The sequence below is a fragment of the Streptomyces zhaozhouensis genome, assembly GCF_900230195.1.
Lineage (GTDB): Bacteria > Actinomycetota > Actinomycetes > Streptomycetales > Streptomycetaceae > Streptomyces > Streptomyces zhaozhouensis.
Window position 1 is genome coordinate 119399 of sequence record NZ_OCNE01000015.1, and the last position, 25824, is coordinate 145222.

A 25824-nucleotide genomic window follows, 5' to 3' on the forward strand; every position below is an offset into this window, starting at 1 on the left:
GGCGGTGAACGTCAGCGAACATCTGCGAACTGTGCCTACGGGTGCCTACGGGGAGGAACGCCATGAGCGACGAGATCAAGCTCTCGCCCGAGGAGGTCGACCGGGTGATGGGGATCATCGGGCAGGCCTACACCGACATGGAGGAGGTCGCCACGGGCATCGGCGGCCACAGCGCCAACGTCTCCACCGCCTACAACGGCTCGGGCACCGGCCGCGCCATGGAGACCTACGAGGACCTGGGCCGCGCGGGCCAGGCGCTGGCCTCCGCGCTGGACGGGCTCTCCCGCGACCTCGGGCTGACCGCGACGACCGGTCGCGAGACCGACGCGGAGGCCCAGCAGGTGCTCGGCGGCGTGGCGGCCCCCGGGATCACCCCCGACGCGGGGATCGCGCAGGCCATCTGACGGCGGCCCGGCCGAGCCGGGCCGGAGCGCGGGCGGAGCCGGGCCACCGGTCACGCGCGCCGCGGTCTCACGCGGGAAGTCACGGAAGAACGCACCAGAAGGAGAGCACGCCATGGGGTACGGCGACGGCATGATCCGTTTCGGCAACGAGGGCCTGGACGCCATCCAGTCGGCGACCACCGGCCAGCAGGAGCGTTACCAGGAGATCTGGGACGACGTGCACACCCAGCTGACCACCCTGATCGAGCAGGGGCAGGTGGACGCGTCCATCGCCTCCGTGCTCAACGAGCGCGACGAGCAGTTCCGCCGTGAGGCCGGCGGCTTCGACGACAGCGTCAGCGGACAGAACCGCGCGATGCGGGACGTGCAGTCCATCGGCAACGAGGGCGGCTCCGCGATGGTCAGGGCCGCGGGCGGCGGCCGCTAGCCGGCCCGCCGGGACGACGAGAACAGGGGGCACGGCGCGATGGCAGACGGCGATGTCGATCTCAACCCGGACGCGATGCGGGACGCCGAGTCCGCGGCCGGGGGCAGCGGCGAACTGGGGGCGATGCGCGAGAAGTTCATCGGCATCGCGTCCGCGAGGGGCCTCTTCGGGAGCGTGCCCGGCGGCGCGGAGGCCGAGGGCGCGCTGGAGAGCGCGGCCCGCACGATGCTGACGGAGCTGGAGGCCGCGGGGCTCACCGTCGGCGACATCCAGGCGAGCGCGGGCGAGGCCGCCGGCATCGCCGACGAGACGGACGCGGCCGCCGGGCAGCGGCTGGCCGGCGCCCAGGAGGCGGTCGGCTACTTCGACGGACTGATGAACAGCGGCGAGGGCGGCGGCGGCCAGTTCCGGGAGACGTACTGAGCGATGACCAGTGACGAGAGGTTCCACGGGATCGTGGGCGACATCTACAGCGCCCGCCACATCCGGATGTACGCGGCGGCCGGCGCCTGGATCGCGCTGGCCGGCGCGGGCACCGGCGAGAACGACCGGTTGGCGGGAGCCGCCGAGACGGCGGCGGCCGAGCCGGGGGTCGGGCTGATCGAACTGTCCGACCGGATGGCGGAGACGGCCAGTTGGGCGTCGGGCGCCAGCGCGGTGGCGATGTCCATCGCCGGCCAGCTCCAGACGGCGGGCGACGCCTCGGCCGGCGCCACCGAGGAGGCGCTGGCGCTGGAGGAGCGGTTCGCCGAGGCGTCCGAGACGCCGGCCGGGCCCGACGTGGGCATGGCGGCGGTGAACGCGTCCCTGCGGCAGAGCGAGGAACGTGCGCGGCTGGTCGCCGAGGCGCAGGGCGTCCTCGACCGGCTCGCCGCCAGCTTCGCGCAGGTCACCGGCGGGGACGCGCCGCCGGCGCCGGGGGGCGCCGGGGGCGCGGGCGGCGCGCCGAGTGCCCCGGGGGGCGGGGCACTCGGCGGCGGCGGCCTGGCGGAGTCCGGCGGCGGCGCGCTGATGCCGGCCGCCAACGGGGGCCTGGTCGGCGCGGGGGAGTACCCGCACGGGCGGCTGCTGGGGCCGGAGCACGGCGACTTCGCCGGCTGGGTGCGGAGCCCGTCCACCGGTTTCCTGGTGGACCCCGCGACCGGCCGGGAGTTCGACCCGACGGCGGGCCGGTGGATCGACCCGGTCACCGGGCAGCCGTTCGGCGCGGTCACCGAGTACGCGGCCCGGCTCTCCGGGCTCAACGTCGGCCCCGGCGCCGTGCCGACCGCCGGCGGCCCGGCCGTGCTCGGCCCGGGCGCGGGAACGGCCTCGCTGGCGGGCCTCTACGGCGGGATCATGCCGCCGAGCATCGGTCAGGCGGGCCCGGCGCAGGGACAGCTGACCCGGCAGGCGCTGCGTCACCTGGGGCAACGTGCCAACGTCGCCAGCCGGTTCGCGCTGCACGAGGCGGCGCAGGGCGGGCGCCCGTTCACCCCGCCCCCGGGCGCGGCGGCGCACCGCCCCGGCACCCGCCCCGGCGCCACCGGCGCGGCCCCGCGCCCCGCGCCCGGCGCGGGCGCCCCCTTCGCCGCGGCCCGCCGGGACGCCGCCGCGCGCCACGGGCTGGCGCCCCCGCCGTCCGGCGGCGGGCGCGCCGGCAGGCGGGACCGGCCGGAACGGGAGCGGCCGCCCGTCACGGCGGACGACCTCACCGAGGACCCCTCGGTGTGGACGGGACAACGGCGGGCCCTGCGAGGCGTGTTGGGCGAGTAGCCCACCCACGGGACACGGGAGGACACCATGAGCGAGGGACTTGAGTATCTGCCGGAGTCGCTGCGGGCCGGCGGGCAGGGCAGCTACGCCGCCTCCGACGAGGCCGAGGGCGCCCACGCCTATCTGCGCACCGTCTCCGCCGACGCCGGTTCCTTCGGCGGCGCCGACACCTTCGTCAACGCCGTCAACAGCACCCGGGACACCCAGGCGCGCGGCGTCAACCGGGCCGCCGAGGGCCGGGACGACATCGGCGCCTCCGGCTACCAGTCGGCGGCCATCGGCGAGGACATCGACGCCGCCAGCGACTCCGCCGTCACCGCCGCCGGGACCGCCGCCGCGCCGGACCAGCGGATCGCCGACGGCATCTGAACACCACGGGGCGGCGGGCCGGTCCGCCACGGCACACCGTGAGCGCGGGTGAGTACCGCGGTGGTCCGGCGCGCCCGAGCGTCCCACCGCACCCGGAGCAGCCCGCCCCTCTTTCGAACGACAATCCGAGCAGCGAGGACGAGTCATGGCAGGCGTTGACTTCACCAGGGAGGACGTGGTCGAGCAGGCCGGCGTCGACCCCTGGGAGACCGCTGACGACTTCGCGGAGGAGATCGACGTCGAGGAGATGGCCGAGGCGTCCCGCGGTTTCGCCGCGGCCGCCGGCGAGGCCGGCGGCGCCAGCGAGGTCGCGGCCCGCGCCTCCGAGCTGTCCCAGGACTCCGCGACCACGGACGGGATCGGGCACCACAACGCCGACGAGCACATCACGATCACCGACCGCGATCTCCAGGGCGGCGGCCAGGACATCGAGGACGTCGCCGACATCATCAACTCCGCGACCGAACTGGCCAGCGACACCGAGGAGGAGGTGAGCATCCTCCGCTCGGACGCCCAGGAGAAGTTCCAGGAACACCTCACCGACGCCCGGACCACCTACCAGAACAAGTACGCCGAGCTGGAGGAGAGCGTCGCCTCCGCGTTGCTCATCGAGACCCCCTCGGTGACCGTGGCCGGCTCCGTCTACCTGGCCGAGGGCAGCCACTTCACCCAGTGGTCGTTCCCGGAGGCCGCGCTGACCAGGATCCGCGACCACTATCTCGGCAAGGCGGCCGAGGACATCACCTCCCTGCACGGCGACATGGAGACCGAGATCGAGGACTACCGGTCCTGGATGGTCAGCAGGGCGGGGGAGTTGACGGACCTGGGCTACGACGTCGGCGCGGGGCCGCACTCGATGTGGCACACGGAGGGGATGGCCGAGTACTCCGCCGAGGCGATCAAGGAGGAGATGGCCAAGCCGGAGGACGAGCGCGACCTCGACCTGCTGGCCGACCACACCGCCGGCCTGGCCGCCATCGGCGCCGGCGTCTACGACCCGGACGACCCGACCTCGCCCCGCCGCGACCTCACCGCCGAGGAGCGGGCGTATCTGGAGGCGTTCTACGACACGGTCGACGAGGACACGCTCGCCGCGCTGGGCAACATGTCGCCGAGCGAACGCGGCGGCCCCGACGTCGGCGCCGCGTACGAGCACGGGATCGCCACCCAGTGGGACCGCATCCACGACATCCAGGCCGCCGTCGGCAACGGCGTCAACATGCTGATGAACCCCGAGATCGGCGGCATCGACATCAACGCCCACCCCTCGATCGAGGGGCCGGCGCCCATCCCCGAGTCCATCCGGGCGTTCGTCTACGACGCCGACTCGGACCTGCGGAACGCGGGGAGCCTGGACGACGCGCGCGGGGTGATGAACAACTTCAACGGCTTCGGCAACCTGATGGAGCAGGCCACGGTCCCGCCGGGAAACGACTTCGCCCACCATCTGACCACCGCGGCCCTGGACGTCCAGGAGGCCGTGGAGGAGGTCAACGCCGACGCGTACCACGACGCGGTCGCCGACGAGGCGCGGCACGAGTCGCTGGACTTCGACGTGCCGAACTACCTGGAGAACACCGGCAGCAGCGGCCTGTTGAGCAACGTCGCGCAGAACACCGACGCCTCGTTCCAGATCCTCAGCAACGACGGCGTCCGCGAGGAGCTGCTGAACGCGAAGTGGGCGGACAGCGACGGCGCCGGCGACCTGGTGCGCAGCGCCGTCCTGCCGAACGGCGGCGAGGACGACGGCGAACGCCGTGCGCTGGCCGACGACGTCATCCAGCACTTCACGGCCGACCCCGCACTGCTCATCGAGGACTGGCAGGAGGACGGGATCATGGAGCCGCACTACCCGTGGGACACCTCGGGGCTCCAGGGCGCCGTCTCGGACGCGACCCTCTCCCGCCTGGACGCCATCGTCGGACTGGAAGGCGCCGAGGGCGCCTGGGGCGAGGCGGAGCGCTTCCCCGTCTTCAGCCTGATGGCCGCGACCGACGACAACGTCTACGAGCACTTCAAGACCGGGGTCTTCGAGACCCAGCGCAACCTCGCCTACGAGTACTACACCGACGACCACCCCCAGGAGGGCGACCGAAGGACCGTCATGCAGTCGATCGGCAACCTGACCGGGCTGATGGAGTTCGGGGAGCGGGACGTCATCAACTGGTACGAGGGCCGCGAGGACGCCAGGGCCGCGCAGGAGCAGAAGCACCTCCAGGCCGGCATCGGCGCGGCGTTCAACGTGGCGGGCATGGTGCCGGGCGGGGTCGGCACGGCGGCGAGCGCGGCCTCGACCGGCTACGGGCTGATCGAGCCGACGCTCTTCCCGGACTACAAGCCGCAGGAGCCGTCCGCGCAGGCCGCCTACTCGCACGAGGCGGACCGCGTCAACGAACTGCTGGAGGCGCACGCCATCACCGGGGGCGCCATCGACGCGCACAACCAGCGGCACCCGGACGACCAGCTGGAGCACATACCGGCCGAGGAGGTCCTGGCCCAGGACAACGGCGCGGGCTCGCCGACCATCCCGCTCAACGACGCGGCCAACGGCATCACCTACCGCGACGGGGACCCGGACGACATCGACGACCTGATCACCGGGGCACGGGGCATCGCCGGGGCCGACTCCCTGGACTTCACCCCGGACTCGGAACACTCCTCCGCCACCCGATTCGGCAACTGACCAGACCACGCGGGGCCGGCGCCCGGCGGAAGGAGAACCCCCTTGACCACGCCCACCACCACCGTCCTGCGGCGCCCGGCGCGGACCGCGCGGCCGGCCGTGCCGGGGCAGGAGCTGGTGCTCAAGGCGCCGCCCGAGCTGCCGAGGCCGGAGGAGAACAACGTCTGGATGACGGCGCTGCCCGCGCTCAGCGGCCTCGGCTCCGTGCTCTACATGCTGACCATGGGCCGGGGGCCGATCGGCTACATCGTCGGCACCATGTTCCTGGTCTCCTGCCTGGCCATGGTCGTGGGCTCGGTGCTGCGGCAGCGCGGCTCGGCCAAGAGCCAAGCCCGCGAGGACCGCCGCCAGTACCTGCGGTACCTGGAACGCACCAGGGCCGAGGTGCGGCGCACCGCCGACGCCCAGCGCGCCGCGCTGGTGTGGGACGCGCCGCCGCCCGACACGCTGTGGACCGTCGCGGAGAGTCGGCGGCTGTGGGAACGGCGGGCGACCGACGAGGACTTCGGGGTGGTGCGGGTCGGGACCGGGCCGCGTTACCTGGCCACCGCGCTGGTGCCGGGCGACTCCGCGCCGGTCGAGGACCTGGACCCGCTCTGCTCCGTGGCGTTGAAGCGTTTCGTCGACGCCCACGCGGTGGTGCCCGGACTGCCGGTGCAGGTGGCGCTGCGCCGGTTCGCCGCGCTGTCGCTGCACGGCGGAGAGGCGCCGGAGCGCGCCGGGGCGCTGGCGCGCGCGGTGGTGGCGCACGCCGTCACCTTCCACTCGCCGCGCGAGCTGCGGCTGGTGGTCTGCGCGGGGAACGTGGAGGCGCCCGAGTGGGCGTGGGTGAAGTGGCTGCCGCACGCCCATCACCCGGACGAGCTGGACCACGTGGGCCCGTTGCGCATGGTCAACCCGAGTCTGGCGGTGCTGGAGGAGTGGCTGGGCGCGGAGCTGACCCGCCGCACCCGCTTCCAGCGCGACGCCGAGCCGGACCCCGAACTGCCGCATCTGCTCGTGGTGTTGGCCGGTGGGCTGGTCACCGGCGGCGAGGCGCTGCTGGACCCGCACGGCATGATGGGCGTCACCGTGCTGGACCTGGCCGGCCGGGCCGGGCCGCTCACCGAGGCGCACGGCGTGGCGCTGGCGATCGAGCCCGACGGCGCGCTGGTGGTCGACGCCGGTGAGAGCCGGGACCCGCTCGGCGCGGCCGACGGGCTCTCGGTCGCCGAGGCCGAGGCGCTGGCGATGCGGATCGCCAGGTTCCGGATGGACGCCGCCTCCTCCGCCGCCGACGGCGAGGACCTGACCACCGCCGTCAACACGCTGCCCGCGCTGCTGGGCATCGCCGACCCCGGCCATCTGGACCTGGACACCCTCTGGCGCCCGCGCCCGATGCGCGACCGGCTCCAGGTGCCGGTCGGCGTCTCGGCCGACGGCGGACTGCTGGAGCTGGACATCAAGGAGTCGGCCCAGAACGGCATGGGCCCGCACGGACTGCTGGTCGGCGCCACCGGCTCCGGCAAGTCGGAGCTGCTGCGCACCCTGGTGCTCGGCATGGCCGCCACCCACTCCTCCGAGCAACTCAACCTGGTCCTCGTCGACTTCAAGGGCGGTGCCACCTTCGCCGGGATGGCCGAGCTGCCGCATGTCGCGGCGGTGATCACCAACCTGGAGGACGACCTCACGCTGGTCGACCGGATGCGGGAGGCCCTCTCCGGCGAGATGAACCGCCGCCAGGAGGTGCTGCGGGACGCGGGCAACCTGGTCTCCGTGCGCGACTACGAGCGCGCCAGACAGCGCGGCGCCGCCCTGCCGCCGCTGCCCAGCCTCTTCATCGTCGTCGACGAGTTCTCCGAACTCCTCGCGCAGAAACCGGACTTCGCCGACCTCTTCGTGCAGATCGGCCGGCTGGGGCGCTCGTTGGGGCTGCATCTGCTGCTCGCCTCCCAGCGCCTCGACGAGGGCCGGCTGCGCGGCCTGGAGGCGCATCTGTCCTACCGGGTCGGGCTGCGCACGTTCTCCGAGGCGGAGAGCCGCACCGCGATCGGCGTGCCCGACGCCAACCACCTGCCGTCCGCCCCGGGTCACGGCTACCTCAGGACGGACACCGCGACGCTCAAGCGGTTCCGCGCCGCCTATGTCTCCGGTCCCTACCGCACCGACGACGAGACCGGCCCCGGCGCGCTCGGCGGCGCCGCCACCGTCCGCCCGTTCCCGGCCGGGCTGGTGCCCGTGCCGGCGGAGCAACGGGCGCCGGAGCCGGAACCGGAGCCGGCCGCCGACGAGTTCGGCGAGGGCGAGGAGCTGGGCAGCACCGTGCTGGGCGTCATGGTCGAGCAGCTGACCGGTCAGGGCCCGCAGGCGCACCAGGTGTGGTTGGAGCCGCTGGCCAGGCCCGAGCCGCTGGACCTGCTGCACGGCGGGCTCGCCGAGAGGGCAGGGCGCGGCCTCGGCGCCGACCCGGCGGCCTCGCCGCCGCTGACCGCGCGGATCGGCGTGCTCGACCTGCCGTTCCACCAGCGGCGCGACCCGTTGACGCTGGACCTCTCCGGCGCCGGCGGCCACGCGGCCGTGGTCGGAGGGCCGCACAGCGGCAAGTCGACTGCGGTGCGCGCCCTGATCGCCTCGCTGGCGCTGCGGCACACGCCCGAGGAGGTGCAGTTCTACTGCCTGGACTTCTCCGGCACCCTCTTCGCGCTCGCCGGACTGCCCCATGTCGGCGGAGTGGCGGGGCGGTTGGACGCCGAGGTGGTCAACCGCACCGTCGCCGAGGTGCTGGAGGTGATGGAGACCCGTGAGGCCCGCTTCCGCGAGCTGGGCGTGGAGTCCATGGCCGCCTACCGCGAGGCGCGCGCCGCCGGCCGGATCGCCGACGACCACGGCGACGTCTTCCTGGTGGTCGACGGCTGGGGGGTGCTGCGGCAGAGCTACCCGGAGCTGGAGGCCACCCTCATGGCGCTCGCCGGCCGGATGCTCACCTACGGGGTGCACCTGGTCGTCACCGGCAACCGCTGGCTGGACATGCGGATGGCGCTGCGCGATCTGCTGGGCACCAAGGTCGAGTTGAAGCTGGGCGACGCGCTGGACTCCGAGATGGACCGCAAGGCCCAGCGCACCATCCCCGAGGGCCGCCCGGGGCGCGGCATCACCCGGGAGAAGGAGCACTTCCTGATCGCGGTGCCCAGGATCGACTCGGTCCGTTCCGACACCGGGCTCTCCGACGGCGTCGCCGACCTGGTGCGGCGCGTCGACGCCGCCTGGGAGGGCCGCCGGGCCCGGCCGGTGCGGCTGCTGCCGACCGCCTTCCCCGTCGCCGAGGTCACGGGGACCGGCCCCGGCGTCACCGTCGCGGTCGAGGGCAACCGGCTGGAGCAGGTCGTCTTCTCGCCGGGCGAGGAGGCGGGGCTGATCGTCGTCGGCGACAGCGAGACCGGCAAGACCTCGCTGCTGCGCGCCGTCGGCCGTCAGGTGCTCGCCCACCACCCGCCGGAGCGGGCCAAGCTGATCGTGCTCGACCACCGGATGACCATGCTCAGGGAGTTCGACGGGCCCTCGCTGCTGGGCTACTCCACGACCCACGAACGGTCCATGGAGGTCGTCGGCGGCCTCGCCGAGGGGCTGCGCAAGCGGCTGCCGGGCACCGACGTCACCCCCGAGCAACTGCGGGACCGCTCCTGGTGGTCGGGTCCGGAGATCTATCTGCTGGTCGACGACTACGACCTGGTCGCCACCAGCCGGGGCAACCCGCTCAAGGCGCTGCTCGACTTCCTTCCGCAGGCCAGGGGCATCGGGCTGCACCTCTATGTCACCCGCCAGGCCGGCGGCGCCTCCCGGGGCGTCACCGAGCCGGTCCTCGGCCGCCTCAAGGAACTCAACACGCCGGCCGCCCTGTTGAGCGTGCCCAAGGACGAGATGCCCATCTGGGGCGTCAAGCCGGCCCGCCGCGCCAAGGGACGCGCGCTGCTGCTGCACCGCAGGCTCGGCAACGTGCCCGTCCAACTGGCCCGCGCCGACTCGCCGTTGACCGCCGGACCGACGACCGCTTCCGGCACCACCACCGCAACCGCCGACTCCTCCCACGGGACCCGCCGATGAGCGCCGCCACCGCACACCCCACGCCAGCCCCGCCGCACGCGGCCGCCCCCGGCGGCACCGGCGCGCCGTCGGCCGAGTTCGTCCGGATCGGGCTCGCCGGCCCGGCCGGGCGCGCCGATCTGGCCGTGCCGGCCGGCGTGCCGGTCGCCCGGCTGCTGCCCGCCCTGCTGCACCACGCCGGCGCCGAGCCCGGCGCCGACGGCGGCGTGCGCCACGGCGGCTGGGTGCTGCGCAGGACCGACGGCACCCGGCTGGAGGCCGCCGCGAGCCTCGCCGTTCAGGGCGTCGTCGAGGGCGACGTGCTCTTCCTCGGCCACGGCTCGGACGAGGCCGTCGAGCCGCTCTACGACGACGTGGTGGAGGTCGTCGGCGAGGACCACGCCGAGGCCGGCTGGCCCCCGGCGGCCAGCCGCCGGGTCAGCGCCGCGCTGGCCGGCGCCGCGATCCTGGCGGCGACCGGCGCGCTCGCCGTGGCGCCGGGCCGGCTGCCCGGCTGGCTCGGCCTGGCCACGGCGCTGCTCGCGCTGACCGTCGGGGTGCTGCTCGCCCGCGCCTTCGGCGACATCGCCGCCGGCACCTGCGCCGCCGCGCTCGCCGCGCCGCCCGCCATGCTCGGCGCGGTGCGGCTGCTGGGCACCGAGCCCGGCACGGTCGACGGCTTCACCGCCGCCCATCTCCTGTTGGCCTGCGCGGTGTTGGCCGTGCTCGGCGCGCTCGGCACGCTGCTGGTCGGCGGCGGCGACGGCACGTTCACCGCGCTGGTCGTCGCCGGACCGCTGGCCGCGCCCGGCGCGCTGCTCTGCGCGGTCTGGGACGTGCCGCCGGCCAGGGCGGCGGCGGTGGTCGCCCCGCTGGCGCTGGCGCTGACCACCCTGTGGCCCACCCTGGCGCTGCGGGTCGGCCGGATGCCGGCGCCCGACACCGCCGCCACCGGCGAGGAGCTGGCCGCGCTGCCCAGCCAACTCGCCCACGCCCAGTTGCGTGCCCGCGTCGCCAGGGCGCGCCGGCTGCTGCTGGGGATGCTGGCGGGCGGCCAACTCGTCGCGCTGGGCGGCACCCTGGTCCTCTTCGCCGACGGCACGCCCTGGGCCGTCACCCTGGCCGCGGTGCTGGTCGCGTTGACCCTGCTGCGCGCGCGCCTCTTCCGCGACCCCGCGCAGACCGCGTTCCCGCTCCTCGGCGCGCTGCTCGCGGCGGCCGGCGGGGCCGCGTTCCTGCTGACCGGCCTGGTGGGCAGCACGCTCGGGCCGCTCGGCGTGGCGCTGCCACTGGCGCTGCTGACGGCGCTGGCCGCCGCCGCCACCGGGCTGCTCGCCGGCCGGGCCCGGGGCAACCCCCGGGCCTCCCGCGCGCTGGACCTGCTGGAGACCACCGCGCTGCTGTCCGTCGTCCCCCTGGCGCTGGCGGTCTGGGACGTCTACGCCGCGCTGCTCGACCTGAGGGCGTGAACGATGGCCGCCCGCACCCTCGTTCGCCGGCTGGCGGTGCCGTCGCTGCTCGCCGTCGGGGTCACCCTTCTCGCCCCGCCGCCCGGCACCCTGCCCCGGGCACTCGCCCAGGACTGCGCCCAGCAGGCCACCGGTGAGGAGCTGCCCGACAACGCGGGCGCCCACCCGCTGGTCGGCCAGCTCGGACTGCGCCAGTCCTGGGACCTCGCCGACGGCACCGGCGTCACCGTCGGCGTGCTGGACTCCGGCGTCGACGGCGCGCACCCGGACCTGGCGGGCGCGGTGGCGCGCGGCGCGGAGTTCACCGTGGTGCCCGAGGAACGGGAGTTCGTCCGCACCGCCCCGCGCGTCCAGGACGACTGCCCCGGGCACGGCACCGCCGTCGCCGGGGTGATCGCCGCCGGCCGCGGCCAGGGCGACCGGATGACCGGTGTCGCGCCGGGCGCCTCCGTCTACCCGGTCCGGATCGCCGACGGCGTGGACCGCGCCACCCCCGGCACCCTCGCGGCGGCCGTGGACGACGCCGTCGCGGCGGACGTGGACGTGCTCAACCTCTCCTTCGCCTACCCCGTGGACGCCGAGCCGCTGCGCGACGCCGTGGCCCGCGCGGTCGGGGCCGGCGTGCTGGTGGTCGCCGCCGCGGGCAACGAGGGCACCGGGGCGGACGAGGAGACCCCGATGTACCCGGCCGCCTACGACGGGGTGCTGACGGTGGGCGCGGTCGGCGAGGACGGCCAGCCGCTGGAGTCCTCCAACGCCGGCGAGTGGGTCGACCTGGCGGGCTACGGGCAGGAGTTGGCCGTGCTGGCGCCGGGCGGCGGCTACCGCGTCGAGGCCGGCACCAGCTTCGCCACCGCCCAGGTCTCGGGCGCCGCCGCGCTGGTGCTCTCCCGCTTCCCCGAGCTGCCCGCGGAGGAGGTCGCCGAGCGGCTCACCGCCTCCGCCACCCCCGTCGGCGGCGGGCACGGCGCGCGCACCGGCGCCGGGATCGTCGACCCGTTCGCCGCGCTGACCCACCTTGAGGGCGAGGCGGCGGAGGGCTCGGACGAGGCCGCCGCCCGCCCCGGGCACATCCCGGTCCGCCCGCTCCCCGAGGGCCCGCCGCCGCTCGGCGCGACCGCCGCGACCGCGTTGGCCTGGACCGGCGGGCTGCTGCTGGCCGTCGTCCTCGGCCTGCTGGGCGCGCCCGCCGTGCGCCGCGCCGCGCGCCGGGGCTGGCGCGCCGGCCCCAGCCCGGCCGAGCGCGCCGCCGCCGCGCCCGCGCCCCCGGCGCCGCGGCCGCCGCGGCTGGAGTGGCTGCGCGGCACGCCCCCCACCACCGACCGCCCCCAGCCCAGGAACCGGACCCGCTGATGGCCACCACACGCGACCAGGCCGACGCCTACGCCTACGAGAACCGCCGCCGCACCACCACGCTCATCCGCGGCGCCGACGAGGCGCGTCTCGACCCGCGCCGCCGGCTGAACCGCGCGCTCGGCGGCGGGGTCGCCTTCGGCGTGCTGATCATGGCCGGCTTCGGCATCGCCGGCTGGCTCGGCGGCGGCCGGGGCCCCGACCTGCCGGACAACGGCGCGGTGATCCTCGGCGACGGCGGCGACCGCTACGTCGTCGACGAGGGCGTGGTGCACCCCGCGCTCAACCTGTCCTCCGCGCTGCTGGTCGGCGGCGGTGACCTCACCGAGGTGCGGCGGCGCACCCTGGACGAGGCGCCGCGCGGCCTGCCGGTCGGCATCCCCGGCGCCCCGGACGCGCTGCCGGACGCCGACGAACTCACCGACGGGGACTGGACGTTGTGCGCCACCCCGGCCGAGACCGGCGGGCCGCCCACGCACACCGCGCTCTATGTCTCGGTGCCGGGCGTGGCCCCCGGGCCGGAGGCCGAGCGCGGGGCGACCGTGCTCGTCGAGGGCGAGGACGGTGAGCTGTGGCTGCTGGCCGAGGGACGCCGCTTCGCGCTCGCCTCCGGCATCCGGGACCTGCTCGGGCTCCAGCAGGTGCGGGCCGTTCCGCTGCCGCGCCAGATCATCGCCACCGTGCCCGAGGGCCCGGCCATCGAGATCCCGGAGCCGGGCGCCGGCGCCGGCCAGCCGCCCACGGCCGAGCTGCCCTTCGACGCCCTGGTCGGCGACCTGGCGCACACCGAGACCGGCGGGCCCAGCCAGCAGTTCTTCCTGGTCAGGCCCGAGGGGCTGGTCGCGGTCTCGCCCCTGCTGCACACCCTGCTCAGCGCCGAGGCCGGCACCGACCACCTCATCGGGCTGACCGAGGCGGCCCGCGCCCCGCGCGCCGACGAGGCGGCGCCCGGCGACCGGGCCTGGCCCGACGCGCTGCCCCGCGCCGAGGAGCCGGGCCGCGACCGGCCGGTCTGCGTCTCGACGCCGCCGGGCGGCCAGCCGGGCGACGCGCCCTGGCAGGCCGTCGTGCATCTGCCGGACGCGCTCCCGGAGCCCGCCGACCTGACGCCCGTGACCAGCACGGACGGCGAACGACTCGGCCTGCTGGACGCCATCTACCTGCCGCCGGGATCGGGCGCCGTGGTCCGCTCCACCACCTCGGCCGGCAGCGGCGGCACCCTCACCCTGGTCACCGACAGCGGCACCGCCTACCCGTTCGCCACGCCCGACGCGGTGGAACGGCTCGGCTACCGCCCGGACGAGGCGCCCTCGGTGCCCCGCGCCTATGTCGCGCTGCTGCCGGCGGGACCGGTGCTCGACCCCCAGGCCGCCGCCCGCGAACAGCGGGGCGTGGACGGCGGAACGGCCGAGCCGGCAGAGGACGGGAACGCCGACGACGAGCCCACCGACGAGGAAGGGTGAACACCGTGGGGAACGCACGTCAGTCCTGGCGGGGCCGGGTGGCCGCCGTCCAGGCCGGGTTGGGCTGCGCCGCCACCGGCGTCGCCCTCGCGAGCCCCTGGGGCTACGCGCTGGCCGGCGGCGGCGCGGCGGTACTCGCCGCCGCGCTGACGCGGGTCGGCGGCGACTGGGCCGACCGGCGGCTGCTCGCCGCGCTGGGCCGCGGCGACCTCGCCGCCGTCCCCGCGCCGCCGTCGCCCGCCGACCCGTGGGGCCTGGCGCACACCGTGCTGCCGGCGCTCGACGTCGTCGAGGTCGCCGACCGCAACGGCCCGCCGCTCGGCGTGCTCGCCGACGGGCGCGGCCACGCCGCGGCGCTGGCGCTGCCCTCGGGCGCGCTGCCCGCGCTGCCGGTCGGTCTTGCCTGCGCCTTCCTCGCCGAGGACCCGGCGCGGCCGGCGGCCGTGCAGTTGTGCGTCGAACGGTTCGCGCCCCCGCCATGGGACGCCCAACACCGGTACCAGCCGACCCTCGCGTACCGTCAACTCCCCGTCGGCGGCGCCCCGATCGCGCTGCGCTCCGTGCTGCTGGCGCGGTACGAGCCGCTGGCCGCGCCGGCAGCCGCGCGCCGGCGCGGCGGCGGGGAGGCCGGGGCGCGCGCCGCCGTGGCCGCCGCCACCGCGCGCCTGCGCGCCCGGCTGGCGGCCGGCGGGGTGCCGGCCACGCCGCTCGGCGCGCCCGAACTCGCCGGCCTGCTCCGCGAGTCCGGCGACCCGGACGGCCGTGGCCGGCCGCTGGCCGGCGTCTGGTCGGGCGAGTCCGCGACCCACGCCCTGGCCACCGCGACCGTCCCCGACCAGGCGGCCTGGACCCGGCTGCTCAGTCTGCTGGGCGGCTGCGCCGCCGATCGCGCGCTGGCCTGCGCCACGCTCACCCTCGAACCCGAGGGGCCCACGGCACGGGTGGCGGTCCGGCTGGTCAGCGCCCTGCCCCAGGTCGCCACCGCGGAACGCGAACGGCTCGTCGCGACCGGCGTGCTGGACGCCGCGCCTCCCGACCCCCGCACCGGTCTGCTGGCCACCCTCCCGGTCGCCTGCCCCGCCGCGCCGCTGACCGAGACCGCGCCGCTGACCGGAACCATTCCGTCGACCGCGACCGTTCCGCCGGCCGGAACCGTTCCGCCGACCGCGACCGTTCCGCCGGCCGGTGCCCAGAACCCGCCGCCCGCCCCCGTGAGGAGCGCCCCTTGAGCAGCCCGCGCACCATCCCCGAGTGGGAGCCGCTGCCGGCCACCCGCTGGCGTCCGGCGGAGACCGCCGCCTCCCGGATGCTCACCCTGGCCCCCGTCGACGCCGGCGTGCACCTGGGCACCGGCACGGCGGGCCAGCCCGTGACGCTGCCGGCGCCGACGCCCGAGGGCGGCTGTCTCGGCGTGCTGGGCGAGTCGCTCTTCGGGCGGCTCTTCGCGCTGCGGCTGCTCGCCGCCGGCGCCCGGGTCACCGCCGCCACCCGGGTGCCCGACCAGTGGCGCGGGGTGGCGCTGGCGGCCGGCGAACGGCTCACCGTCGGCGACGGCGTCGGCCACTGGCCGCGGCACGCGCCGACGGCGCCCTCGGCCGGCGAGGGGCCCGCCGCCCTCGTCTGCGACCTGCGCCGCCCGCCGTCGGCCGCCCTCGCCGACGGGCCCTGGCGGACCGTGCTGCACGTGACCCGCAACCCGCCGCGCCGCTCCGCGTTCTGGGCGGGGCTGCGGACCGTGGTGGTGCTGGACCGCCAGTTCGCCGAGGTGGCCGAGCGGCTGCTGGGCGCGGGCGCCGGCACGTTCACGCGCGCGCTGGAGCCGGGCCGGATCGCGGTCTTCCGCGAGGGCCGCGCCGAGAGCGTGGCCCTCGACCTGTCGGCCGGGGAGAACGCCCTGCTCACGCCCGGCCGGCGGCATCGGGAGCCGGGGCGGCCCGGCGGCGCGTGAGGGCGGCCGGGAGGCCAGAATGGGGGCATGGATCTTCGTGTCTTCACCGAACCGCAGCAGGGCGCCGACTACGAGACGCTGCTGGCGGTGGCGCGGGCCACCGAGCAGCTGGGCTTCGACGCCTTCTTCCGTTCCGACCACTACCTGCGGATGGGCGACGGCGACCCGGGCCCCGGGCCGACCGACGCCTGGGTGACGCTCGCCGGGCTGGCCAGGGAGACCAGCCGTATCCGGCTCGGCACCCTGATGACCGCCGGGACCTTCCGGCTGCCCGGAGTGCTGGCCATCCAGGTCGCGCAGGTCGACGCCATGTCCGGCGGCCGGGTCGAACTGGGCCTGGGCGCCGGCTGGTTCGCCGAGGAGCACACGGCCTACGGCATCCCGTTCCCCCAGGAGAAGTTCCCCCGCCTGGAGGAGCAGCTTGCCATCGTCACCGGGCTGTGGAACACGCCGGTCGGCGAGACCTTCTCCTACGACGGCGCCCACTACCAGCTGACCGACTCGCCCGCGCTGCCCAAGCCGGCGCAGGAACGCGTCCCGGTGCTGGTCGGCGGCATGGGCAAGGTACGCACACCCCGGCTGGCCGCCCGTTACGCGGACGAGTTCAACATCCCCTTCCAGTCCGCTGCCGACAGCGCCGAGCAGTTCGGCCGCGTCCGCGAGGCGGCGCGCGAGGCAGGGCGCGACCCGGAGTCGCTCGTCTACTCCAACGCGCTGGTCGCCTGCGTCGGCCGCGACGAGGCGGAGGTGCGGCGCCGGGCCGAGGCCATCGGGCGCCGGCCCGAGGAGCTGCGGGAGAACGGTCTGGCCGGCACGCCCGGCGAGGTGGTCGAGAAGATCGCGGCCTACCGTGAGGCGGGCTGCCAGCGGCTCTACTTCCAGATCCTGGACCTAGACGACCTGGACCACCTCGCGGTGATCGCCGAGGACGTCGCGCCCCAGCTGGGCTGACCCGCGGAACGGAGGACGAACGGTGACGGACCTCGCGGCGGCGCTCGCGCCGGGGGCACCGCCCCTGCTGCTGGACGGCGGACTGTCCGACCAACTCGCCGCCCAGGGCGTGGACCTGGCCGACGAGCTGTGGACGGCGCGGGTGCTGGTCGAGGCGCCAAGGCGGCTGGTCGCGGCGCACTCCGCGTTTCTGCGGGCGGGCGCCGACGTGCTGCTGACCGCCAGCTACCAGGCATCCTTCGAGGGGTTCGCCCGGCGGGGCGTGGGGCGGCGGGCCGCGGCCGGGCTGCTGGCCGACAGCGTGCGGCTGGCCCGCGAGGCCGCCGCTTCCGTCCCGCGCCCCGTGTTCGTCGCGGCCTCGGTCGGGCCCTACGGCGCGGTGCTGGCGGACGGCAGCGAGTACCGGGGCGACTACGGTCTCACCGTCGCGGAGCTGGCGCGCTTCCATGGGCCGAGGGTCGAGGCGCTGCTCGCGGGCGGCCCCGACCTGCTGGCCCTGGAGACGGTGCCCGACACCCGCGAGGCCGAGGCGATGCTGTCGGTGGTGCGCGGTGCCGGGGTCCCGGTCTGGCTCTCCTACAACGCCGAGGGCGGGCGCACCCGCGCCGGCCAACCGCTGGCCGGAGCCTTCGCGTTGGCGGCCGACGAGCCGTCGGTGGTGGCGGTCGGGGTCAACTGCTGCCCGCCCGAGGACGTCACGGACGCCGTGGCGCTGGCGGCATCGGTCACCGGCCGCCCGGCCGTCGCCTACCCCAACGCGGGCGGACGCTGGGACGCGTCCGTGGGGGAGTGGGGCGGGCCGGCGACGCTCCGCGCCGAGGACACCCGCCACTGGCGCGCCGCCGGCGCCCGCCTCGTCGGCGGCTGCTGCCGCGTCGGCCCCGCCGGGATCGCGGAGATGCGGGCGGCTCTGGCCCTCTGACGCCACGGCACGGGGCGGCGGGCCCTGGCCCTCTGACACCGGCCCTGCCCGGTGGGCGGGGGCCGGGGGCGCGGGGAACCACGCGGTGCGTGAGTGCCGGTTGGCGGACGGCGACGAGGCCGCGCGACCAACGACGGCGGGTGGTCGCCCCCACCGGCAGACCCAGTTTTGGCCGACTTTCCGACACCTTCTGTCGGGCCAGGAACCCCACCGTTCGGCCTCACGGTCGGTAGCTGCCGTACTGCTGAGGGTCGCAGTGCTGACCGAATACCCACCATCCCGCGCCGTGCCTCGGCGAGAATCGTCCTCGGCGGTCAGGGCCCGCGCGGTGCAGGGTGGGGGCCGTGACCCGTCCGCGCGCTGGCCAGCCTCCCCGCACCGCCACGCGCGCGGACCCGCCGCCGGCGTTCAGCCGGTGTCGGCCTCGCGGAGGAAGGACACCAGCAGGCGGGCCACCACGGCGGGTCGTTCCAGACTGGGCAGGTGCCCCGCCCAGTCCAGCTCCTCGTGGCGCGCCTGCGGCAGCAGCCGGGCCAGCTCGGCGGCCGTCTCCCGGAAGTCCGGCAGGTCGTGGCCGCCGGAGACGGCCAGGGCCCGCGCCTTGATGCCGGTCAACCGGTGGTCGGCCGCCGGCCGGGGAAACTCCTCCGCCGCCAACCGCACGTCCAGCGTGTGGCGTTGCATCAGCCGCACCATGGCGCGGGTGTTGCCGTCGGCCTCGGGACCGAGCCAGGTCGCCACGTTCAGCTCGACCGCCTCCGCCACCGCGCCGGCGTCCAGCAGCCCGGCCGTCCTGGCCTCGAAGCCGGCCAGGGCGGCGCTCCGCTCCGTCAGCGGCGGGGCCGCGCTGAGCAGTACCAGCGCCCCGACCCGATCGGGCCAGCGGGCCGCGACCTCCAGCGCCACCCCGCCGCCGAAGCACGCGCCGACCACCGCCGTCTCCGCGATCCCCAGCGCGTCCAGCAGGTCGCGCACGTCCTCCGCGTCCCGGTAGGGCCGGTCGGCCGCCGGACTGTCCCCGTGGCCGCGGAAGTCGCAGCGCACCACGCGGAATCCGGCGTCGACCAGTATCCGCCACTGCGGGTCCCACATCCGCCGGTCGCAGACCGTCGAGTGGAGCAGCAGCAACGCGGGGCCGTCGCCGGCCACATCATGGGCGAGGTGCGAAGTCGAGGTCACGGGCAGCCATCGTTCCACGGACCCCGCCACCGCGCCCGGAGTCCCCGCAAACGTCACGGCCGTCGCCGGGCCTGTTGAGGCACATCTCTGGCGCACACGCCGGCGCACACGGCGCACACGGCGGAATCCGTCGTCCGCGCCGCCCGTCGCGGGAGCGAAAGCGCTCCCGCCGGGTTGGAATGGTCGGAAACGAGCGCGGGTTGTACTCGGAAGGCACGGGGAGGCGCCGCGTCGCCCCGCACCACCACCCGCACATTCTCTGGGAAGGACGGCCGAGATGGCAGTGGCACTCTCCGAAGAGCTCAAGCGGTACCTGGACGAGACCCGGGTCTTCGCCACGGTGGCGACGATCCGCGAGGACGGGTCGCCCCACCTCGTCGTGGTCTGGATCAAGCGCGAGGGCGAGGAGCTGGTCTACTCGACGACGGTCCCCCGGCAGCAGGCGAGGAACCTGGAGCGCGACCCGCGCGTGACGGTGATGGTGAACCCGGCGGACAACCCGTACACCTACGCGGCGATCCACGGCACGGCGACCCTCGTGCCCGACCCGGACAGCGCGCTGATCGACGAGCTGTCGCGGAAGTACACCGGCAAGCCCTACGCGGAGTTCAACCCGAGCGCGGAGGGCGAGCAGCGCCTGGCGGTGCGGATCACCCCGACCCGGATCACCGGCCGCCTCTGACGGTTCCGGCCCGGGGCCTCCCGGTCCCGGGTCGCCTGCTTCCGGGGGGCTCGGCCGGCGCGTCGCGTTCAGGGCGCGTCGGCCCCCGCAGGCCGCCCGCGCTCCTCGCCGGTCAGGCTCCAGAGCGCGGCGAGCAGCGGGCGGCGCAGGTCGGCCCTGCGCACGCAGACACCCACGGGGAAGAGCGGAGGCGCCGGCTCGGCCGGCACCACGGTCAGCCGCTCCGCCGTCCCACTGGACTCCAGCACCAGCCGCGGCACCACGCCCGTCCCGCAGCCGAGCGCGACCAGCGTCAGCAGCGCCTCGTGGCCGTCGGGCGTCGCGCTGATCTCGGGAACGCGGCCGACCGCCCTGAACCACCGGTCGGCCGCCTCCCGCACCAGCCCTCGCTGCGGCAGCACGAACGGGCCCCGCAGCGCCGGGTCCCGGCGGTCCCGCGCGGTGACGAAGACCAGCTCGGTGGTGGTCACGGTGCGGCTGACCAGCGTGGCGGGCAGCCGGGCTGGCACTCCCGCCACCGCCACGTCGACCTCTCCCTCGTCCAGCCTGGCGAGGGCGGCCGCCGCGTCCCCGGTCCGCAGGTCGAACCCCACCTGCGGATGCGCGGCCCGGAACGGCCCGAGCAACCCGGGCAGCAGCGACTGACAGGCCGTCACCGTCGCGAAGATCGCCAACCGCCCGCTCAGCCCGGCCGGTTCCGGCTCCTCCTCCCGGTAGTCGCGCCACAGCTCGACGGCGCGTCCGGCGTAGGCGCGGAACCGTTGCCCCTCGGCCGTGAGCGCCACCCCGTGCGGTCCGCGGTCCAGCAGCCGGTGGCCGATCCGCGCCTCCAGCCGCTGCACGGTTCTGGTGAGCGTCGCGGGGGAGACATGGCAGTCCAGGCTGGTCCGGCCGAAGTTGAGGCTGCTCGCCAGATGGAGGAAGAGCCGCAGCGCCCGCTCGTCGTCCAGCATCCCCTCTCACCATGGCCTTTCGTTCTGTGCAACGCCCCGATGCGGGAGTTGCGCTTGCCGCAACGCGCGCCGGCAGCCTACAACTCCCGGCATGGACCCCACTGCTTCCGCGACCGCTCGCGCGCTCGCCGACACCACCTTCACCTCCGACATCTTCACCCCCGAGCCGCTGGCGATGCCGGGCGGCGACGAGACCGTGCTCCGCGGCGGCCGCCATCTCTTCCCGCTGCTGCCCCGCGCGTTCGCCGGCGTGCGCCGGATCGGGGTGATCGGCTGGGGCTCGCAGGGACGCGCGCAGGCGCGCAACCTGCGGGACTCGCTGGCCGGTTCCGACATCCGCGTCACGGTCGGACTGCGCCCCGGCTCGGCCTCGGCCGCCGACGCCCGCGCCCACGGTTTCACCGAGGAGAACGGCACGCTCGGCACGATGCGCGAGGTGGTCGCGGCCAGCGACCTGGTGCTGCTGCTGATCGCCGACGCGGCCCTGGCCGAGCACCACACGGAGATCTTCGCGGCGCTGCGGCCCGGCGCCGTCATCGGCCTCTCGCACGGCTTCCTGCTCGCCCATCTGGCCGAGACGGGCGGCACGTTGCCGGCCGGGCACCCGGTGATCGCGGTCTGCCCCAAGGGCATGGGCGACTCGGTCCGCCGGCTCTACGAGCAGGGCGCGACCACCGAGGGCGCCGGCATCAACAGCAGCTTCGCCGTGGGCGCCGACCCGGACGGGCGCGCGGTGGACCTGGCGCTCGGCTGGTCGGTCGCGCTCGGCTCGCCCTACACCTTCCGGACCACCCTGGAGAGCGAGTACCTCTCCGACCTGGTGGGCGAGCGCGCCATCCTGCTGGGCGCGGTGCACGGCCTGGTCGAGGCGGCCTGGCAGCACTTCAGGCTGGCCGGGGACGACGCGGTCACCGCGTACGCGCGTTCCTGCGAGGTCGTCACCGGGCCGCTGGCCCGCGCGATCTCGCGCGTCGGCCTCGACGGCGTGCGCGACGGCCTCGACCCGGCCGGGCGCGAGGAGTTCGACCGCGCCTACACCGCGGCCTACCGGCCCGCGCGGGCGCTGGTCGCGGAGATTTACGACGAGGTCGCCGCGGGCGTCGAGGTGCGGGGCGTGCTGCTCGCCGAACGGCGGCTCGCCGAGGGCGGGATGAGTCCGGTCGGTGACTCCCCGATGTGGGCGGCGGCGCCCGAGGCGCACGCCCGCAGGGCGTCGGGGGAGACGGCGATCGACCCGCTGACGGCCGGGCTGTTCGTGGCGACGATGGTCGCCCAGGTCGACGAGTTCGCCGAGCGTGGCCATCCGTGGTCGGAGATCGTCAACGAGTCGGTGATCGAGGCGGTCGACTCGCTGTTGCCCTACATGCACGCCAGGGATGTCGCCTTCATGGTCGACAACTGCTCCCGCACCGCCCGGCTCGGGACCAGGCGCTGGGGGCCGCGTTTTCTCGCCGGCTACCAGCAGACCGTGCTGCCCGCCGTCTCGCGCCCGGCGGACGCGGCGCTGCTCGCCGCGTTCGAGGGGAACCCGGTCCATCCCGCGCTGCGGGCGGCCGGGCGGCTGCGGCCGACGGTCGACATCTCGGTGGACGCGGGCGTCGGTTGACGCCCCGGCGCGCCCCGCCTCGGGGCGCGCCGTCCGTCGAAGGATGTAGTCGGGCGCGGGGCGCGCGCATCGAAGGATGTAGGGAGGGATCATCCCGAGGTGCGATGACGGAGAGTAACGCGGCTTCTACGGTTGGGGGTGTCGTGGAGAACGCTTCCGGGGCACGGCGGCCAGACGGCCCCGGGCGCGGACTCCGGCGACGAGCAGGAGGAACGATCCGCAGGAGGGGAGTGGCGCCATGACCAAGGTGGCGAGGCACGCGACCGGGGGCACCGTGACGGCTCTGATAGGCGTGTTGCTCTGGGTGTTCGCCGGCGGGGTGGAGGTGCCGGTGTTCGAGCTGGACAAGGTGGGCATGGTGATGGTCGTCGTCGGCATCGTGGAGGTGGCGGTGACGCTGGTCCGCGGCCTCGGCCATCGCCGGGCCTGAGGCCCCGGGGCCGTCCCGGAGCGGCGGCGCGGCCCGCTCAGCGGAGTTCGCCCTCCAGCAGGCTCATCAGATACATGTCGTGCCAGCGGCCCGCACCCCGGAAGCACTCGCGGTGACGGCCGTCGCGCTGGAAGCCCACCTTCTCGTAGGCACGCACGGCGGCGGCGTTCTCCACCACCACCCACAGCGCGATCGAGTGCAACCGCAGCCGGTCGAAGCCCCAGCGGCACATGGCGCGCAGGGCGTCCGAGCCGTAGCCCTGGCTCCAGCAGTCCTTCTCGCCGAGATAGATGTCGAGCTCGGCCCGGCCGTCGATCGGGTTGCCGTCGCGCAGCGCGGTGACGCCGATCAGTCGGCGGTCCGACCGCCGCTCGATCATCAGCAGCGTCGACTCGAAGCTGTTGCGCGGGCGTTCGGCGAAGCGGCGCTCCGCGCTGGCCAGGGACTGCGGGGGCTCGTGGTCGAGCCACCGGACCACCTCGGGGTCCTGGTTCCAGCGCCAGAGGCTCTCCACGTCGGCGGCCTCCATCGGGCGCAGCCGGACCAGTTCGCCGGTCAGCGCGGGGAGTTCGCCGCCGGTGGGCACGTCGTTGTCCATGGTCGGCGATCCAACCAGACGCCCCGGGCTCCGGCCACCGGGTAACGCCGGGGCGCCGCCGGGCGGTTGCTCAGGCCAGGGTGGCGACCAGCAGCGCCTTGATGGTGTGCAGGCGGTTCTCCGCCTGGTCGAAGACGACGGAGGCGGGGGACTCGAAGACCTCGTCGGTGACTTCCAGGGAGGTGAGCCCGTAGCGCTCGTGCAGGGTGCGGCCCAGCTCGGTGCCGAGGTCGTGGAAGGCGGGCAGGCAGTGGAGGAACCGCGTTCCCGGGTTGCCGGTGCCGGCCATCACGTCGGCGGTGACGGCGTACGGCCGCAGCAGGGCGATGCGCTCCTCCCAGCGTTCGACCGGCTCGCCCAGCGACACCCACACGTCCGTGGCGACGAAGTCCACCCCCGCCGTCCCCTCGGGCACGGAGTCGGTCAGCGTGATCCGCGCCCCCGTCTCCTCGGCCAGCCGGCGGGCCTCGGCCACCACCGAGTCCTCCGGCCACAGCTGCCGGGGCGCGACGATCCGCACGTCCATCCCGAGCAGGGCGCCGGTGACGAGGTAGGAGTTGCCCATGTTGTTGCGGGCGTCGCCCAGGTAGGCGAAGGACTGCTCGGGCAGCGGCCGTTCGCCGTGCTCGCTCATGGTCAGCGCGTCGGCCAGCATCTGCGTGGGATGCCAGGCGTCGGTCAGCCCGTTGTAGACCGGCACCCCCGCGTGCGCGGCCAGCTCGTCGACGGTGCGCTGGTCGTGCCCGCGGAACTGGATGGCGTCGAACATCCGGCCGAGCACCCGGGCCGAGTCCTTGGCGGACTCCTTGTAGCCGAGGTGCGAGCCGGCGGGGTCCAGAAAGGTGGTCCGCGCCCCCTGGTCGGCGGCCGCGACCTCGAAGGCGCAGCGGGTGCGGGTCGAGCTCTTCTCGAACAGCAGCGCGATGTGCTTCCCCGTCAGCAGGGGCCGCTCGGTGCCGTCCCGCCGCTCGGCCTTCAACCGTGCGGCCAGCGCCAGCAGTTGACGGAACTCGTCCGCGCCGAGATCCAGCTCTCTGCGCAGGTGGCGGCCGGTGAGTGAGATCCCCATGGGCGGGCTCCGATCTGCTTCGCGTCACTTCCTCCGCGCACCCTGGCGGCGCGGCCGACTGCAATCATATACAAATCGCCTCATGCTTATGCAATGGCCTCCCGGTGCCACCCAGGGGCGCGGGGAGCCGCGCGGGTCACCCGCACGGCCGGGGGTCGACGAGCCGCCCGCCTCCCGGCGCGGCTGACGCCGGCCGGGACCGCGAGCCGGCCCCCGCGCCTCAGCGCCGTCCCGAGCCCCCGCGCCGGCGGACTACGCGCTGGGGTCGCGTTCGATCGGGCAGCTCATGCACCGTGGCCCGCCGCGCCCCCGGCCCAGTTCGCTGCCCGGGATCTCCAGCACCTCCACCCCGTTGCGGCGCAGCTCCGTGTTGGAGGTGACGGTCCGCTCGTAGGCGACGACCACGCCGGGCTCCACGGCGAGCACGTTGCAGCCGTCGTCCCACTGCTCCCGTTCCGCGGCGTGCAGGTCCTGCGTCGCGGTCAGCACCCGGATCTTCCCCAGCCCCAGGGACTCGGCGATGGCGCGGTGCATCTGCTCCGGCGGGTTGTCGGTGACCGACAGCTCACGGCCGCCCGTGCCCGGTGTGATCGTGTAAGAGCGCAGCATCCCGAGCCCCGCGTACTGGGTGAACGTCTCGCCGTCGACCATCGTCAGCACCGTGTCCAGATGCATGAAGGCCCGCCGCTTCGGCAGGTCGAGCGCCACGATGGTGTGCGCCGAGCCCGCCGCGAAGAGCCGTCGCGCCAGCAGTTCGACGGCCTGCGGTGTGGTGCGTTCGCTCATGCCCACCAGCACCGCGCCGCGCCCGATCACCAGCACGTCCCCGCCCTCGATGGTCGAGGGATGGGCGCTGTGCGGCTCGGACCAGTGGTGGAAGGCATCCCCCTCGGAGGCGAAGAGCGGATGGTGCCGGTAGATCGCCTCGAAGTGGACGCTCTCCCGCTGCCTGGCCGGCCAGCGCATCGCGTTGACCGTCACCCCGTCGTAGACCCAGGCGGAGGCGTCCCTGGTGAACAGGTGGTTGGGCAGCGGCTGGAGCAGGAACTCGTCCAGCTCCATCACGTGCAGTCGGATCGAGTCGGGCACCGGGTAGCGCTCCACATACTCGCGCTTGGTCATGCCGCCGACGAGCGCCTCGGCCAGTTCGGCGCCGGAGAGCCCCTCGAAGACGGCCCGCAGGGCGTCGGTGGCCAGCGGCCCGTACTCGCGCTCGTCGAAGACCCGCTCCAGGACCAGCGTCCGGGCGGCCGGGATCTCCAGGGCCTCTCCCAGCAGGTCACCGAGGAGCCGCACCTCCACACCCCGGCTGCTCAGCAACGAGGCGAAGATGTCGTGCTCCTGCTGAGCGCGCCTGACCCACAGGACGTCGTCGAAGAGCAACTCGTCCTTGTTGGTCGGAGTGAGGCGCTTCAGTTCGAGACCGGGGCGGTGGAGGATCACTCGACGCAGCCGGCCGGTCTCGGAGTCAACGTGAAAGGACATGGCCCCATTCTGCGCCCCG

22 protein-coding genes are annotated in these 25824 nt (G+C 75.3%); 17 read left to right on the forward strand and 5 right to left on the reverse strand.

The features are described 5' to 3' along the window. The first annotated feature begins 62 nt into the window (after positions 1 to 62). The 14 genes from CRP51_RS20125 to mmuM all read left to right on the forward strand — a co-directional run bounded on the left by CRP51_RS20125 (position 63) and on the right by mmuM (position 17803). Complete coding sequence (locus CRP51_RS20125) at positions 63 to 404, forward strand: WXG100 family type VII secretion target (RefSeq protein ID WP_097232669.1); 342 nt, start codon at positions 63 to 65, stop codon at positions 402 to 404. A 112-nt stretch (positions 405 to 516) separates the two neighbouring features. After that, a complete protein-coding gene (locus tag CRP51_RS20130) occupies positions 517 to 831 on the forward strand; it encodes a hypothetical protein (RefSeq protein ID WP_097232670.1) in 315 nt (104 codons plus the stop codon). Between the two features lie 39 nt (positions 832 to 870). Continuing rightward, positions 871 to 1254, forward strand: a complete 384-nt coding sequence (locus CRP51_RS20135; protein WP_097232671.1) for a hypothetical protein — start codon at positions 871 to 873, stop codon at positions 1252 to 1254. Between the two features lie 3 nt (positions 1255 to 1257). Further along, on the forward strand, positions 1258 to 2586 hold the full coding sequence (locus tag CRP51_RS20140; protein ID WP_097232672.1) for a hypothetical protein: 1329 nt from the start codon (positions 1258 to 1260) through the stop codon (positions 2584 to 2586). Positions 2587 to 2613: 27 nt separating this feature from the next. Continuing rightward, positions 2614 to 2955, forward strand: coding sequence for a hypothetical protein (locus CRP51_RS20145; protein ID WP_097232673.1), 342 nt, complete (start codon positions 2614 to 2616; stop codon positions 2953 to 2955). 145 nt (positions 2956 to 3100) lie between these two features. Continuing rightward, complete coding sequence (locus CRP51_RS20150) at positions 3101 to 5638, forward strand: TPR repeat domain-containing protein (protein WP_097232674.1); 2538 nt, start codon at positions 3101 to 3103, stop codon at positions 5636 to 5638. Between the two features lie 42 nt (positions 5639 to 5680). Beyond that, a complete protein-coding gene (gene eccCa / locus CRP51_RS20155) occupies positions 5681 to 9718 on the forward strand; it encodes a type VII secretion protein EccCa (protein ID WP_097232675.1) in 4038 nt (1345 codons plus the stop codon). Beyond that, entirely contained in the window at positions 9715 to 11166 is a 1452-nt protein-coding gene (gene eccD, locus CRP51_RS20160) for a type VII secretion integral membrane protein EccD (protein ID WP_097232676.1), read from the forward strand. Before eccCa ends, eccD begins: the two co-directional genes overlap by 4 nt. A gap of 3 nt (positions 11167 to 11169) precedes the next feature. Continuing rightward, complete coding sequence (locus CRP51_RS20165; protein ID WP_097232677.1) at positions 11170 to 12519, forward strand: S8 family peptidase; 1350 nt, start codon at positions 11170 to 11172, stop codon at positions 12517 to 12519. Continuing rightward, a complete protein-coding gene (eccB, locus tag CRP51_RS20170) occupies positions 12519 to 13982 on the forward strand; it encodes a type VII secretion protein EccB (RefSeq protein ID WP_097232678.1) in 1464 nt (487 codons plus the stop codon). Before CRP51_RS20165 ends, eccB begins: the two co-directional genes overlap by 1 nt. A 5-nt stretch (positions 13983 to 13987) precedes the next feature. Continuing rightward, positions 13988 to 15211 (forward strand): type VII secretion protein EccE, encoded by a 1224-nt coding sequence (locus tag CRP51_RS20175; protein WP_141514629.1) that lies wholly within the window; start codon positions 13988 to 13990, stop codon positions 15209 to 15211. After that, positions 15208 to 15930 carry a hypothetical protein gene (locus CRP51_RS20180; RefSeq protein WP_097232680.1) on the forward strand — a complete coding sequence of 241 codons (723 nt, stop codon included), beginning with the start codon at positions 15208 to 15210 and terminating at the stop codon, positions 15928 to 15930. The genes CRP51_RS20175 and CRP51_RS20180 overlap by 4 nt, the downstream gene beginning before the upstream one ends. 27 nt (positions 15931 to 15957) lie before the next feature. Further along, positions 15958 to 16881 carry an LLM class F420-dependent oxidoreductase gene (locus tag CRP51_RS20185; protein WP_097232681.1) on the forward strand — a complete coding sequence of 308 codons (924 nt, stop codon included), beginning with the start codon at positions 15958 to 15960 and terminating at the stop codon, positions 16879 to 16881. A gap of 22 nt (positions 16882 to 16903) precedes the next feature. Then, entirely contained in the window at positions 16904 to 17803 is a 900-nt protein-coding gene (gene mmuM / locus CRP51_RS20190; RefSeq protein ID WP_245880695.1) for a homocysteine S-methyltransferase, read from the forward strand. Between the two features lie 408 nt (positions 17804 to 18211). Here the strand turns inward: mmuM and CRP51_RS20195 are convergent, their stop codons facing one another. Further along, positions 18212 to 18982 (reverse strand): alpha/beta fold hydrolase, encoded by a 771-nt coding sequence (locus CRP51_RS20195; RefSeq protein WP_245880696.1) that lies wholly within the window; start codon positions 18980 to 18982, stop codon positions 18212 to 18214. A gap of 277 nt (positions 18983 to 19259) precedes the next feature. On the opposite strand from CRP51_RS20195, the gene CRP51_RS20200 reads away from it, so the two are divergent. Next, complete coding sequence (locus tag CRP51_RS20200) at positions 19260 to 19664, forward strand: PPOX class F420-dependent oxidoreductase (RefSeq protein WP_097232682.1); 405 nt, start codon at positions 19260 to 19262, stop codon at positions 19662 to 19664. Positions 19665 to 19732: 68 nt separating this feature from the next. Here the strand turns inward: CRP51_RS20200 and ilvY are convergent, their stop codons facing one another. Further along, positions 19733 to 20617, reverse strand: a complete 885-nt coding sequence (gene ilvY / locus CRP51_RS20205; protein ID WP_097232683.1) for an HTH-type transcriptional activator IlvY — start codon at positions 20615 to 20617, stop codon at positions 19733 to 19735. A 91-nt stretch (positions 20618 to 20708) separates the two neighbouring features. Between ilvY and CRP51_RS20210 the strand changes: the two genes are divergently transcribed. After that, a complete protein-coding gene (locus CRP51_RS20210; RefSeq protein WP_097232684.1) occupies positions 20709 to 22223 on the forward strand; it encodes a ketol-acid reductoisomerase in 1515 nt (504 codons plus the stop codon). 238 nt (positions 22224 to 22461) lie between these two features. Next, positions 22462 to 22653: a DUF5708 family protein gene (locus CRP51_RS20215; RefSeq protein WP_097232685.1), complete on the forward strand. Its 192-nt coding sequence runs from the start codon at positions 22462 to 22464 to the stop codon at positions 22651 to 22653. Positions 22654 to 22690: 37 nt separating this feature from the next. Here the strand turns inward: CRP51_RS20215 and CRP51_RS20220 are convergent, their stop codons facing one another. The 3 genes from CRP51_RS20220 to CRP51_RS20230 form a co-directional block, all read right to left on the reverse strand. Next, entirely contained in the window at positions 22691 to 23251 is a 561-nt protein-coding gene (locus CRP51_RS20220) for a GNAT family N-acetyltransferase (RefSeq protein ID WP_245880697.1), read from the reverse strand. Positions 23252 to 23321: 70 nt separating this feature from the next. Continuing rightward, entirely contained in the window at positions 23322 to 24320 is a 999-nt protein-coding gene (gene argF, locus CRP51_RS20225; protein ID WP_097232686.1) for an ornithine carbamoyltransferase, read from the reverse strand. A 252-nt stretch (positions 24321 to 24572) separates the two neighbouring features. After that, positions 24573 to 25805 (reverse strand): arginine deiminase, encoded by a 1233-nt coding sequence (locus tag CRP51_RS20230; protein WP_097232687.1) that lies wholly within the window; start codon positions 25803 to 25805, stop codon positions 24573 to 24575. Between the last annotated feature and the right edge of the window lie 19 nt (positions 25806 to 25824).